This window comes from Rossellomorea vietnamensis, from assembly GCF_025398035.1.
Lineage (GTDB): Bacteria > Bacillota > Bacilli > Bacillales > Bacillaceae_B > Rossellomorea > Rossellomorea vietnamensis_B.
The window spans coordinates 2,215,911-2,229,944 of sequence record NZ_CP104558.1; the positions used below are offsets into that span (position 1 = coordinate 2,215,911).

The window sequence follows — 14,034 nt, forward strand, 5'->3', positions numbered from 1 at the left end:
ACCCAATTAGGAGGAATATCTATGGCACAAACCTTGAAAGATAAAATAACAGAGCTGTTTTCCCATCATAAAATCGGTACCCTTGCCACCATCCGTGACAACAAACCGTACTCACGGTTTATGATGTTCGATCACGACGATCTTACTCTGTATACAGCAACCAACGAACATGCCCATAAGGCGGAAGACATTGCACAGAACCCGCATGTGCACATCCTCCTCGGCTATGACCGCGATTCCGATCATGAACATTATGTAGAAATCGAAGCTGAGGCGTCCGTCGAAGACTCACAGGAACTGAAAGCGAAATTCTGGAAAGAGGAGCTCAAACACTGGATCGCAAGCCCCGATGATCCCGAATACCTGCTCCTCAAACTCACTCCCAAAACCATCCTCTACTACTCAAAACCCGGCAGCGAGCCCCAGGAGCTGTAGGGACTTCTTGAGGGACGGACCTTCCAATGGTCAGACGCATGCACGGCGTTCTTTCCAGTTAGAGGTCCGTCCCTCTTCTCATTACGCACTTCACTTTTAGGGACGGACCTCAACCAAAGCAAAAATTTCTGAGGTCCGTCCCTCACCGTTCTTTACCCAACCAACTCGAACGTTTCTTCAATCTTGATGCTGTCCTGCACGGATTGCACCATGGAGCAGTTCTTGCGTGTGAGCGTCATGGCTTTCTCGATCTTAGCTTCATCAAGGTCCGTCCCTCGGATCGTAAAGTGGAGGGAAATGGCTTCGACGCGGTTGGCTTCGTCTTCGTTGCGGGTGACGTCGGCTTTGATGTGGATGTCATCAAATTGGATGCGCATTTTTTCCAGTACTTTGCGCAGTACGCCACCGCTGCATACGGCAACTGATGACACTAATAATTGAAATGGTCGGAAACCATACTCTTCGTTACCCGATACCTCCAGCTTCCCAAACCCTAAATCACTGTAAAATCCGCCTTCTTGCATGTTATATTCCATTTTTTCATCATTCCTTCCCTAATATGCTAGTAGATGTTTTGATTTTACTCTATTCCCACCGTATTGCCAAACATTGAAATTGAGGGTACCATCAAAGAAGATATTTACTACGATTGGGAGTTTTGACAAAATGAATCAAACATTAGCCTTCCGTTTCAGGGTACTTGTCGGGATCGTCGCCATTTCCGGTTTCTCACAGGGAATGCTCCTTCCCCTCATCGCCATCATTTTCGAACAGGATGGACTTTCCTCCTCCCTGAACGGGTTGAACGCAACGGCCCTCTATATCGGAATCCTGCTCGCCTCGCCATTAATGGAACGACCACTGCAGAAAATCGGCTATAAACCGATGATCATCATCGGCGGGATCGTCGTCGCCGTCTCGCTCTTACTGTTCCCGGTCTGGAAATCCTTCTGGTTCTGGTTCGCCCTTCGCCTTCTCATCGGGATCGGGGATCACATGCTCCACTTCGCGACCCAGACATGGATCACGTCGTTTTCGCCGAAAGAACACCGGGGACGCAACATTTCCATTTACGGGGTATCCTTTGGGATCGGATTCGCCGTCGGACCGATGATGACGCAGCTCATCACGATCCATCAAGCCTTACCGTTCATCATTTCTTCCTTATTAAGCCTGACGGTATGGATGTTCGTGTTTCGCTTGCAAAATGAATTTCCCGAAGAGCAGAACATCGGCAGCGCCTCGTTTCTCGGATCATTCCACCGTTTCGGAAAGGTCCTTCAATATGCATGGATCGCCTTGCTGCCGCCTCTCGGATATGGCTTCCTGGAAGCTTCATTAAATGGGAACTTCCCTGTTTTCGCCCTGCGAAACGGTCTTTCCATCGAAGCCGTCGCCATCCTCCTCCCTGCGTTTGCAGTGGGTAGCATCATCTCACAGGTGCCCCTTGGCATCCTGAGCGACAAATACGGCAGACAGAATGTCCTCCTCATCGTCATGATGATCGGCTTCCTCTGTTTCTCGGCTGCTGGAATCGTTTCTGAGTCCACGGTCGGACTGTTTATTTGCTTCACGTTAGCCGGTATGGCTGTCGGTTCGACTTTTTCACTCGGCATCAGTTACATGACGGACCTCCTGCCAAAGGAATTACTTCCTGCCGGAAACATCATGTGCGGGATCTTCTTCAGCTTCGGAAGCATGATCGGGCCATTCATCGGCGGTATCACCATCGACTGGTTCAAAGGATCAAGCTTCTTCTATTTGATCGCCTGCATGATGCTGATGATTTTTGTGAGTCTCCTTGTCTTTTCCCTTCAAAATCGGCGTGGAGAAATAACCCAGAATAACTAGCACAAAATCCTTCCCATCCTCATATACATGTGGTAGGATTAGATTATAATCATTACAAATTACAAACTTCATATATTTTCAGCTAAGAGCACGTGCCGTTTTGCTGTCACCTTTCACTGGTGGCAGCTTTCGTCGTTTTATAGGGGTAATGACGTTGATTATTATTCTCAATGAGAATCCCCCATTTTCATTTACTAAAAGGAGGAATACCTATGAGCTCACAATCCAAAGCACTATCCATGGGGTCACCGAAAGATAATATGCACTTCATTGAAAAAATTAAGCCTCACGCCGAATTGATCGCTGCCCTCATCAGCGGTGTGTTCATACTACTTGGATGGCTGACATCAAATGATGACTCAAGCATGAGCATCATCTTCTACCTCCTTGCTTTTGCCATCGGCGGTTTTGCGAAAGCGAAAGAAGGAATCGAAGAAACCATCGAAAACAAAGAATTGAATGTTGAAATGCTGATGATCTTTGCCGCTGTCGGATCTGCCATCATCGGGTACTGGACGGAAGGGGCGATCCTGATCTTCATCTTCGCCGTCAGCGGAGCCCTTGAAACCTATACGATGAACAAAAGTCAGAAGGAAATCTCCGCCCTCATGCAGCTTCAACCGGAAGAAGCATGGCTTGTCACAGGTTCAGGCGAAAAGAAAGTCAATGTTTCTAGCCTCGAAATCGGCGATCACATCCTGATCAAACCGGGTGAACGGGTACCGACGGACGGTGTGGTCGTAAAAGGAACAACGTCCATCGATGAAGCAGCGATTTCCGGTGAAGCCGTCCCTGTCACAAAAGGTCAAAGAGATGAAGTGTTCGCGGGAACGGTCAACATCAACGGTGCCATCACGGTTGAAATGACCAAACCAAGCAGCGAAACCCTTTTCCAAAAAATCATTGACCTGGTTCAATCGGCGCAAAGCGAAAAATCGCCTTCACAGCAGTTCATCGAACGCTTCGAAGGGACCTATGTAAAAATCGTCCTCGCCGTCGTGTTCCTGATGATGTTCCTCCCTCACTTCATCCTCGGATGGAGCTGGACGGAAACATTCTACCGTGCCATGGTCCTCCTAGTGGTCGCATCCCCGTGTGCCCTGGTCGCAGCCATCATGCCGGCCAGTCTTTCGGCGATCTCTAACGGTGCCCGCCACGGGATCCTTTTCAAAGGCGGCGCCCACCTGGAGAACTTGAGTAACATCAAGGCGATTGCCTTTGATAAAACAGGGACCTTGACAAAAGGGAAACCCGTCGTGACGGATATCCTGATTCGTGATGATATGAATGAACGTGACGTATTAAGCGCAGTCGCTTCCATAGAGAATCAGTCGAACCATCCACTCGCCCAGGCCATCGTCGGTCACGCAACCCGCGAGTTCAACGTACAACTATTCCAGCCAGATTCACTGGAAGATGTATCCGGATGGGGAGTCAAAGCTCTTGTGGACGGGTCCGAATGGAAAATCGGGAAAGCCGACTTTGTGGATAAACGGTTGGCAGAACAGTTTATGAACGGAGCATACGGAAGAATCGCCTCTGAAGGAAAGACGACCGTATTTGTGGCAAAAGAAAATGAAATCGTCGCATTGATCGCCCTGAAAGACGTCGTCCGGAATGAAACCATCGAAGCACTGAAGCTTCTGGAAAAAGAAGGCGTCCAGACCATCATGCTGACAGGGGACAATGAAAAAACAGCCCGTGCCATCGCAGAAGAAGCGGGCGTCGCTTCCTTCATTGCCGAATGCCTGCCGGAAACGAAAGTAGACGAACTGAAAAAGTTGAAGGATCAATTCGGTACAGTCGGTATGGTCGGGGACGGAATCAATGACGCACCGGCTCTCGCAACGGCCAACGTCGGAATCGCCATGGGAGAAGGAACCGACGTTGCCTTGGAGACAGCCGATGTCGTCTTGATGAAAAACGATCTGACAAGGATTGCCGAAGCCATTAAACTATCGAAAAAAATGAAGCGCATCGTCCAACAAAACGTCGTTTTCTCCATCGCGGTCATCATGCTGTTGATCGCCTCCAACTTCCTGCAGATCCTCGACCTCCCCTATGGAGTCATCGGACATGAAGGAAGTACGATATTGGTTATTTTAAATGGATTACGTTTATTGAAATAATGATGGAGAGCATCCAGTAGGGTGCTCTTTTTTGTATGAAAACTCCTGCTTTTATCCACATGTGAATAACCTCCGTAACCATGGAGTATTATCCACAACCTCCCACCCATTACTAAACAACTATCTATCACTTCCCCGATCCCGCCTCCAACCCTCTTCCTACCAAGGTCCGTCCCTCTCACTATTAATATTTTATTAAAATACTATTTTGTTATTGCTTTCTTGAAAGGGATATCATAAAATGTGTTTAGCTAGTGCAAACGGTTGCATCTATTGTGCAACCATTTTCATGTACATAGCACTATACCATGAAGACACAGCGACAAGCATTTCATTTTAAGCTGAAATGTAAACGCACACATGTCATCCAATGTAAGAAATATAGTTCAATAGATTGATATTAAAGGAGGAAACGGGTTTATGAAGAATTTATTGTCATTTGATTTTTGGCAGAAGTTCGGGAAAGCATTGCTTGTGGTCGTGGCCGTCATGCCAGCTGCAGGGATCATGATTTCCCTCGGTAAATTGATTGCCATGATGGGTGGAGACATCACATTAGTGCAAACGATTGCAAGAGTAATGGAAGATATCGGATGGGGAGTCATCACGAATCTTCACATCTTGTTCGCCGTAGCCATCGGGGGTTCATGGGCGAAAGAACGTGCAGGCGGAGCATTCGCTGCCCTGATTGCCTTCATCCTGATTAACCGGATCACAGGAGCGATCTTCGGAGTGAGTGGGGATATGCTCGGTGATCCCGAAGCAACGGTCTCTTCCCTATTCGGACAAACGTTGGTCGTTTCAGATTATTTCACATCGGTACTTGGTGCACCTGCCCTTAATATGGGTGTATTCGTCGGAATCATTTCCGGTTTCCTTGGAGCGAATCTTTTCAACAAGTATTACAACTACAGCAAATTGCCTGATGCCCTTTCCTTCTTTAATGGCAAACGTTTCGTACCATTTGTCGTCATCGTCGGATCGGTCATCATCGCCGTCATCATGTCGGTTGTATGGCCGTTCATTCAAGGTTTACTGAATGACTTCGGTCAGTGGATCGCCACATCACGTAACACTGCGCCGATCATTGCACCTTTCGTATTCGGTGCATTGGAGCGTCTGTTATTGCCATTCGGTCTGCATCATATGCTGACGGTTCCGATCAACTACACGGAACTTGGCGGGACTTACACAATCCTTACGGGTTCAAGTGCAGGATCCACGGTTGCCGGTCAAGATCCATTATGGCTTGCCTGGATCGCTGACTTGAACAACTTCCTGGCAGCAGGAGACACGGCAAGCTACAAACAATTGTTAAACGATGTGACACCGGCACGTTTCAAAGTCGGTCAAATGATTTTATCCACAGCTGCCCTGATCGGGATTGCGTACGCCATGTACCGCAATGTGGATAAAGATAAGAAGAAGAAATACAAATCCATGTTCTTCTCAGCTGGTTTAGCTGTATTCCTGACAGGTGTAACCGAGCCGATCGAATTCATGTTCATGTTCGCTGCCCCGCTTCTCTATGTGGTTTACGCGATCATGACGGGACTTGCATTCGCGATTGTGGATATCGTTCACATCCGCGTTCACTCATTCGGGTCCATCGAGCTTCTCACCCGTGTACCGATGATCATCAAAGCTGGTCTGTGGGTAGATCTTGTAAACTTTGTCATTGCCTGCCTGGTATTCTTTGGTTTGAACTTTGCCGTTGCCAACTTCCTGATCAAAAAGTTCAACTTCCCGACACCGGGTCGTAATGGTAACTATATTGAAGATGAAGCTTCAACAGGCGGAGGTACGGTCAGTGCCGATTCCATCGCTCCGAAAGTCGTTGCCATGCTTGGCGGTAAAGAAAACATCGTGGACGTCGATGCCTGCATGACCCGTCTTCGTGTAACGGTAAAAGACACAAGCCTTGTCGGCACGGAACAGGAATGGAAGAAAAACGGGGCACTCGGCCTCATCCTGAAAGATAAAGGCGTCCAGGCCATTTACGGTCCGAAAGCAGACGTCATCAAGTCAGACATTCAAGACCTGCTGGGAGCGTAAGTCATGAAATTACTGACGCTGAATTGTCACTCCTGGCAGGAAGACAACCAGCTGGGGAAAATCTCGATTCTAGCCGATGACATCGAGGAGAAATCCTACGATGTCATCGCCCTTCAGGAAGTCAGTCAGCTGATCGAAAGCGAAATCGTCCATGGCCTGGTCAAAAAAGACAATTTCGCCCTTGTCCTCCTTGGGGAACTGGAGAAGAGAGGCGTGACAGATTACACACTCGTCTGGGACTTCGCTCATATCGGCTACGATGTCTACGAAGAAGGCGTCGCCATTTTAACGAAGCACCCCATCGTGGAGGAACATCGCTTCTTCATCTCGAAAAGCCATGATCAATCCTATTGGAAAACCCGTAAGATCGTAGGGGCCACCATTTCTTATCATGGAAAGCCCCTTACCTTCTACTCCTGCCACCTCGGCTGGTGGACGGACGAAGAAGAACCATTCAAGTACCAGGTAGACTCCTTAATGGAACAGGTCACCCCGGAATCACCCTTCTTCCTGATGGGCGATTTCAATAACAATGCCCTGGTTCGTGATGAAGGATACGATTATCTCCTTTCCAAAGGACTACTGGATACATTCGGGGTAGCCGTTGAACGGGACAGCGGCATCACCGTCCGGGGAAACATTGCCGGTTGGGATGAGAATACAGTCGATTTGCGGCTCGACCTTATCCTCTCCAGTGAAAAAATAGATGTAGCTTCATCCCGGGTCATCTTTAACGATGGTAATAAACCTGTCGTATCGGACCATTTCGGAGTCGAAGTGGTGTTAGGAGAAAGCAACTGATCGTGGATCGGTTGCTTTTTTTTGCGTTCGTGGAAAAACATCGACCTTTCTACATCTCTCGACAAATTCCGCAACCACCCTCTTCCCCCACGTTTAATAAATCCCCATCAGTGGTAAAAAATCACTATCCACTAAAAGGAGGTACAACTATGGGACATAAACTCGCAGGGCAGGCAGCTGCCGACATCATGGAACAATGGAAGATCAAGCATGTATTCGGTCTTCCCGGTGATTCCATCAATCACTTTGTCGACGTACTGCGAAGTGAAAAAGAGGAAATTGAGTTCATCCAGGTCAGACATGAGGAAGTCGGGGCACTCGCCGCCTCGTCGTATGCCAAACTCACGGGGAACATCGGGGTATGTTTATCCATTGGCGGACCCGGTGCCATCCACCTGTTAAATGGTTTGTATGACGCTAAAGCCGACGGAGCACCCGTATTGGTTTTGGCCGGACAGGTCGCGACTGCGGAGCTTGGCATGGATTCCTTTCAGGAAGTTCATCTGGACCGGGTGTTTGCTGATGTTTCCGTTTACTGTGAACGGGTCTCATCACCTGAATCACTTCCCGATCTCATGAATCAGGCCATCAGGACCGCTTATGCAAAAAAAGGGGTATCCGTTCTGATCATCCCCGACGACATCCCCGGGCAAAAAATCAAGGACTCCATAAAAGATACATCCAGTATCCCGGCTGCGACCATCGCCGCTCCCCTTGAACAAGATGTGAAAACCGGAATGGAATATGTACATAGGGCACAGCGTCCGGTCATCCTTGCAGGAACGGGATCCAGGCATGCCGCCCGTGAACTTGAGGCTTTCGCCGATAAAATCGCGGCTCCGGTCATCTTTACCCTTCCGGCTAAAGGAATATTTCCTGACAAGCATCCCCATAATCTCGGTCAGCTCGGTCAAATCGGGACGAAACCTGCATATGAAGCCATGGAGGAAGCAGATCTTCTCATCATGATCGGTACGTCGTTCCCTTATCGTGATTTCCTTCCCGATGATACTCCCGCCGTTCAGATCGATGCGGATCCGGCACAAATCGGTAAGAGATACCCCGTTAGCGTCGGGATCGTCGGAGATTCGAACCTTGTGTTGAAACGATGGAATCAACAGCTTCCCGTCAAAGAGGACCGATCCTTTTTGGAAGAATGCCAGAACAATATGAATAACTGGTGGAAGCATGTTGAAAAAGACGAAGTTGAAGCGACGATGCCCATGAAGGCTCCTCAAGTCATTGCGGCCCTGCAGAAGATTGCAGACGACGATGCGATCCTGTCCGTCGATGTCGGCAATGTGACCGTCTGGACCGCCAGACACTTCAAGATGACCAACCAGAAAATGATTATTTCCAGCTGGATGGCGACCATGGGATGCGGTCTTCCCGGGGCGATCGCAAGCGGCCTGGCAGAGCCTGAGCGCCAGTCGATCGCCGTATGCGGAGACGGCGGGTTCACCATGGTGATGCATGATTTCGTCACGGCCGTCAAATACAAGCTGCCGATCATCGTCGTCGTCATGAACAACAGTAAAATCGGCATGATCAAGTATGAACAGGAATCCATCGGCCACCTGGAATATGAAACGGATCTTCAGGACATCGATTTCGCCCAGTTCGCCAAAGCATGCGGAGGGGAAGGCTATCGTGTCATCAAACATGAGGATCTTCAGCCTGCCTTTGAAATGGCAGCGAAATCCAATAAGCCGGTCATCATCGATTGTGTCATCGAAGATCAGCCACCCCTACCCGGTAAGATCAACTTCGAACAGGCAGCCGGTTATTCAAAGCATGTCATGAAGAAATTCTTCAAGAAGCATGAAGCCGAGATGCCACCGTTACGCAAGGCCATGAAACGACTATTTTAACAAAGAAGTGGGCCTGTAAAAGGGCTCCTTTTCCCTAATGGAGGAATGAATATGAACAGCATATCCATCATTCAGTGGATTCTCCTTATCATCATCGTACTCGCACTGCTTATCCCTGCTGCCCTTATTCTTTATTTATGGATGACCGATGAAAAACAAAAGGAGCATGCGGTATTGAGGAACTTTCCGGTTCTCGGAAAAATGAGGTACATCCTCGAGAAAATCGGGCCTGAACTGAGACAATACCTCTTTCATAATGACAACGAAGGAAAACCCTTCTCGAGACTTGAATACACGAATACCGTCATGGCGGGTAAATACAAATCCCGGATGCTCGGCTTTGGATCCGAGCGGGACTTCGAAAAGGAAGGCTATTACATACGAAACACCCTTTTCCCTGTCCAACGGGACGAACTCCGCATCGACAACTCACAAAAAGTCAAAACCAAAGTCTACAAACTTGATAAAGACAATCTTCTCAGCCGAAGGGAACACCGTGAAGAAACTGAAGCCGATCCCTTTCTCCTGAAAGACGAAGATGCCCAGGTCATCGGGCAACACACCTGCCGATATCCCTTTACAGTGAAAGGACTCATCGGTCAATCCGCCATGAGCTACGGCTCCCTCGGAGAGCAGGCCATCACGGCTCTATCGACCGGGTTAAACCTTGCGTCCGGTTCATGGATGAACACCGGGGAAGGCGGATTATCCAAGCATCATCTGAAAGGCGGAGTCGACATCATCTGCCAGATCGGCCCTGGCTTATTCGGCGTCAGAACGAAGGACGGCAAATTTTCATGGGAAGAATTCAAGAAAAAGAGTGACCTCAAGGAAGTGAAGGCATTCGAATTGAAACTCGCCCAAGGCGCCAAGACCCGCGGCGGACATGTTGACGGGAAAAAAGTGACACAAGAGATCGCCAACATCCGAAACGTGGAACCATGGAAATCCATCGACAGTCCGAACCGGTTCAAGGAATTCAGCAACAATGAACAGATGCTGGATTTCATCGAACAGCTCAGGGAAGTCGGCGGCAAACCCGTCGGAATCAAACTGGTCGTCGGGAACACGGATGATATCGAAAGCCTCGCTTCCTATATGGCCACGTCAGGAAAACATCCCGACTTCATCACCGTGGACGGGGGAGAAGGAGGAACAGGTGCATCGTATCAGGAACTGGCGGCTTCTGCCGGAGTCCCGATCAAATCCGCCCTTCCCTTCCTTCACGACACCCTGGTGAAACACGGCGTCCGGGACAAAGTGAAAATCTTCGCTTCCGGAAAATTGTTAACACCCGACAAGATTGCCTTTGCACTCGCCCTAGGTGCAGACTTTGTCAACATCGCCCGTGGACTGATGTTCTCCGTAGGCTGCATCCAGGCTCAAGTATGCCACACGAACAACTGTCCCGTCGGCGTTGCCACCACCGACAAGAAGCTGCAGCGGGCATTGATCGTCGAAGAAAAGTCATTTCGCGTCTGCAACTACATCATCTCCCTCCGCGAAGGCCTGTACAACCTGGCCGCTGCCGCAGGGATCGATACACCGACAAAATTCGGGCGTGAGCACATCGTATTCCGGGATGAAGACGGACGATTGCATCCAATCAAACCGGAAAAGGCATTGTCATAATGGAAAGAAGCAGCTGATGTCGGCTGCTTCTTTTTTTTGGAGGTGAAGGGATTGGATATTGACCGTTCTTCATTGCCGACAAAACCCGCCCCCTCCCAGACCGAGCGCTCAGTCAACTTCATCCACAAAAAAAACACAGCGCCGCAAAACAAGACGCCGTGCCCCACACTCCTACTTCAATTCCACATTATCAATCACTACATCATGAGCACCAATCGACGAACCGCTCTTTCCAATCAGGAACTTAAGGCTCGTGTCCTCGCCCACAGGTGGCGTAAACGTATACTCATAATGCGTCATCTCTCCACCCAACTGAGCGACTTCTGATAAATAGCGTGTATACGCAGCATTTTCAATCGTCACTTCCATCGTCCGGTCGACCGTCGAACTCGCATCGAAGGAAAGGGTGTATTCCACTCCCGGCTTAAGCTTCAGTCCTTCTTGGAAAAGCTGTACACTCCATGTTTCGTTCCCTTCGCTTCCGATCGAGATCTTTGCCTGTCCGTCTTCAGAAGAGATACCGGCAGAAGCATCGAAATGGATGTAATTCGCCCAGTATTCTAAATCAGAATCAAACGATCCGTTCTGGATGACATTTGCACCCGGAGGTCCCGTTTTCTTCTTTAACGAAAGGTTATCGATCTTCACTTCATGGGTACTGCCACCCAGATCAATCACCAGATGTGACTCCAAATCCGTCACATCCGGCATCGTGAACGTCATGTCATGCTTCTCCCAATCAGCGGTGAGAGGGATCGTTTCCGTTGCGTACACCTCTTCCCCATCCTTGCTTCTCATCTCGATCTGTATATCACGACGACTTTCTGCCACTCCGTCGAACGTCAATTCATATTCATTCAACCCCTTAAGCTGGATGCCTTTTTGCACCAGCCCGGCTTCTTCCGTTTCGCTGGAAGGCTTGGCTGAGAATAACCGCTCGTCAGGGTCCACTCCCAACGCATTCCCGGAACCTAGCAGATGCCAATAAAGAAGGCGGTCAGGGAATCCCTGGTCGAACGTCCCATTGTATATAAGGTTCCCCGTCGGCAGTTCAGGTTTGGTAGCATCCGGATCCACTTCGACAGGCGGGATCTCCTCCACCCGGATATTTCCGAGCCAAACAGGGAGCTTGGACAATCCGAGATTAAATTCCACACGGGCTGCCAAATCATTTTCTTCGGTCATCTGGAAGACCATTTCATAGGATTCCACCCCATCTTTCAGTGAAAAAGATTCACTGTTTGAATAGGCACTGTATCCCCTGGCTTCACCCCCGCCGACTTTTACATTGACCTTCCGTGATCCCGTCGATTTTGCATCGAAGGATACCCGGTAGTAACGGCCCTTCCCGAGTGATACGTCCTGGATGAGCTGAACGGAATAAGGCTGGCTTCCCGGTTCTTCCACATCCACTTTGGCAAAATTCCTTCCCTCGATCTGATCAAGGGAGACATTGGCTTTCCCGCCGAAGTCAGGGACGGTCAAGAAGTACCAGTAATCCGTATTTTCCACTCCCGGAATCCCGTCAACGTCTTCCCATTCCCCATCAAATCCGGTATTGTACATGAGATTTCCGTCTTCGAGTGGCTGCTTCGCATCGTCAGGCAATGGAGCTTGTTCAAATTCCGGCAGTTCCGGCGTTTGATACGGTCTTCCCGTCAAGTCATACACACGTACATAATCCACATCCATGGATTGAGGGAACATCGTCTCTTCCGTCGGTTCACCGTCGAAGTTTCCGCCTATCGCAAGATTCAACAGCATATGGAAAGATTGATCAAACGGCGCAGGGTACGTGAAGTTGGCAGCGTTGCCGGTCCCTTTGCTGTACCAATTGTTCTGGGTCTGGCGGAGTTTCCCATCCACATACCAGCGGATTTCCCCCGGCTCCCATTCAACGGAGTACACATGCTCGTCGGCAATCGTCGATCCATCTTCAAAGCTATAGTGATCACCGGTGTATTTATTATTCGGCCACGATTCCCCGTAATGAAGCGTCCCGATTGCTTCACCCGGATTGCTGCCCTGTGCTTCTAAAATATCAATCTCACCGGAAGCAGCCCATCCGCCATACCGGTCATCTTCCGGAAGCATCCAGAAAGCCGGCCAATATCCCTTTCCAACCGGAAGGGAGGCCTTCATCTCAAATTTTCCATACGTCTTGGAAAACAGGCCCTTCGTCTTTAAACGGGAGGACGTATAGCCGTATCCTTGATAGTTTTCTTTTTTAGCCGTAATCAGAAGCTTCCCGTCTTCAGTCCTCGCATTTTCAGGACGGTCCGTGTAGTATTGCTTTTCATTATTTCCCCATCCTGAAATGAAGGTACCGTTCGCATCGGTATATCCGTTGCCGATATCGAACGTCCACTTGTCGCGATCGATCTCATCCTCATTGAATTCATCATTCCACACAAGGGTCCATGGCGTGACAATAGAAGAGGCTTCACTTGTTTCTTTTCCATTCCAAACGATGGCGCCTTCCAGCGTGGCTTTTTCGATGGAACCTTCTCCATCGATGGCCGACCCTTTCCCTGCTTTCGAAACGAGGAGCTCCTTCACCATCCCATCAGGCGTAAGGGAGACATTTGAAAGCGTGTTCAATTCTAACCGATCGGCAATGCCGTCAAGCTCCAGTTCTGCTTCTCCTTTTTTCCCTGTCGTGGAAACTGTATCGAATTCACCTTTCAAATCGGCGTTTTTCGTTTTCACATTTGATGCCGAGACCGTAACGTCTTGAAATCCTTCGGACGTAATCTCGTTTTCTTCCAATAACACATTTCCTTCGAGGAAGGTTTGTTCAACGACCGAATCCCCGGAAACCGTGATCGTCGACAAATGACCAGGTCCTTTAACTGAAAGGCTCTTCAACTCGGAATCTGTCAATTGAAGTGTATCGGGTGCATCTCCCTTGATCAGCGTCTTCCCTTCTACCGTCACGTTTTCAAGGGTGATATCCTTTCCGGCAGCCGGTGTGATCACGAGGTCGCCTTCTATCGTTCTATCTTTTAAGGTTGAATCTTTGAGGTGAAAAGGTTTGTCTTTTTGTGGGGCGGCACTACCTATGTTCGCGGGTGGCAGAGTCATGATGAGACATGCAGCGGTAAACGAAGTGACTGCTTTTTTTAACATGTGAACTCCTCCTGTTTTCATTTATGTCTCACGTGGGACATTTGTATATAACTATAAAACCACCACGATCGTTTGACAACATTTTTCTACCATAATGATTTCCCTTTCAATAGAAAAAGCCCGCCCCTAAG

General features: G+C 49.1%; 9 protein-coding genes. 7 read left to right on the top strand and 2 right to left on the bottom strand.

Annotated features, from left to right (window positions below; genetic code table 11):
* Window positions 1–21: 21 nt before the first annotated feature.
* On the top strand, window positions 22–435 hold the full coding sequence (locus N5C46_RS11555) for a pyridoxamine 5'-phosphate oxidase family protein (RefSeq protein WP_261752215.1): 414 nt from the start codon (window positions 22–24) through the stop codon (window positions 433–435).
* 152 nt (window positions 436–587) lie between these two features.
* Here N5C46_RS11555 and N5C46_RS11560 read toward each other — a convergent pair whose 3' ends face one another.
* Window positions 588–971, bottom strand: coding sequence for an OsmC family protein (locus tag N5C46_RS11560; protein ID WP_261752216.1), 384 nt, complete (start codon window positions 969–971; stop codon window positions 588–590).
* A gap of 130 nt (window positions 972–1,101) precedes the next feature.
* On the opposite strand from N5C46_RS11560, the gene N5C46_RS11565 reads away from it, so the two are divergent.
* From N5C46_RS11565 to N5C46_RS11590, 6 genes are all read left to right on the top strand, one after another.
* Window positions 1,102–2,286, top strand: a complete 1,185-nt coding sequence (locus N5C46_RS11565) for an MFS transporter (protein ID WP_261752217.1) — start codon at window positions 1,102–1,104, stop codon at window positions 2,284–2,286.
* A 212-nt stretch (window positions 2,287–2,498) separates the two neighbouring features.
* Complete coding sequence (locus tag N5C46_RS11570; RefSeq protein ID WP_272501235.1) at window positions 2,499–4,415, top strand: heavy metal translocating P-type ATPase; 1,917 nt, start codon at window positions 2,499–2,501, stop codon at window positions 4,413–4,415.
* Window positions 4,416–4,835: 420 nt separating this feature from the next.
* Window positions 4,836–6,470 (top strand): PTS transporter subunit IIBC, encoded by a 1,635-nt coding sequence (locus N5C46_RS11575; RefSeq protein ID WP_261752219.1) that lies wholly within the window; start codon window positions 4,836–4,838, stop codon window positions 6,468–6,470.
* Window positions 6,471–6,473: 3 nt separating this feature from the next.
* Window positions 6,474–7,271, top strand: a complete 798-nt coding sequence (locus tag N5C46_RS11580) for an endonuclease/exonuclease/phosphatase family protein (protein ID WP_261752220.1) — start codon at window positions 6,474–6,476, stop codon at window positions 7,269–7,271.
* Between the two features lie 149 nt (window positions 7,272–7,420).
* Window positions 7,421–9,142 carry a pyruvate oxidase gene (locus N5C46_RS11585; protein WP_261752221.1) on the top strand — a complete coding sequence of 574 codons (1,722 nt, stop codon included), beginning with the start codon at window positions 7,421–7,423 and terminating at the stop codon, window positions 9,140–9,142.
* 51 nt (window positions 9,143–9,193) lie between these two features.
* Window positions 9,194–10,774 carry an FMN-binding glutamate synthase family protein gene (locus N5C46_RS11590; RefSeq protein WP_261752222.1) on the top strand — a complete coding sequence of 527 codons (1,581 nt, stop codon included), beginning with the start codon at window positions 9,194–9,196 and terminating at the stop codon, window positions 10,772–10,774.
* A 171-nt stretch (window positions 10,775–10,945) separates the two neighbouring features.
* Here N5C46_RS11590 and N5C46_RS11595 read toward each other — a convergent pair whose 3' ends face one another.
* Window positions 10,946–13,903 (bottom strand): carbohydrate binding domain-containing protein, encoded by a 2,958-nt coding sequence (locus tag N5C46_RS11595; protein WP_261752223.1) that lies wholly within the window; start codon window positions 13,901–13,903, stop codon window positions 10,946–10,948.
* Window positions 13,904–14,034 lie beyond the last annotated feature (131 nt).

Bases quoted from the DNA above. Each gene is read 5' to 3' on its own strand.
- N5C46_RS11555 (WP_261752215.1), top strand. From the start codon at position 22: ATGGCACAAACCTTGAAAGATAAAATAACAGAGCTGTTTTCCCATCAT.
- N5C46_RS11560 (WP_261752216.1), bottom strand. From the start codon at position 971: ATGGAATATAACATGCAAGAAGGCGGATTTTACAGTGATTTAGGGTTT.
- N5C46_RS11565 (WP_261752217.1), top strand. From the start codon at position 1,102: ATGAATCAAACATTAGCCTTCCGTTTCAGGGTACTTGTCGGGATCGTC.
- N5C46_RS11570 (WP_272501235.1), top strand. From the start codon at position 2,499: ATGAGCTCACAATCCAAAGCACTATCCATGGGGTCACCGAAAGATAAT.
- N5C46_RS11575 (WP_261752219.1), top strand. From the start codon at position 4,836: ATGAAGAATTTATTGTCATTTGATTTTTGGCAGAAGTTCGGGAAAGCA.
- N5C46_RS11580 (WP_261752220.1), top strand. From the start codon at position 6,474: ATGAAATTACTGACGCTGAATTGTCACTCCTGGCAGGAAGACAACCAG.
- N5C46_RS11585 (WP_261752221.1), top strand. From the start codon at position 7,421: ATGGGACATAAACTCGCAGGGCAGGCAGCTGCCGACATCATGGAACAA.
- N5C46_RS11590 (WP_261752222.1), top strand. From the start codon at position 9,194: ATGAACAGCATATCCATCATTCAGTGGATTCTCCTTATCATCATCGTA.
- N5C46_RS11595 (WP_261752223.1), bottom strand. From the start codon at position 13,903: ATGTTAAAAAAAGCAGTCACTTCGTTTACCGCTGCATGTCTCATCATG.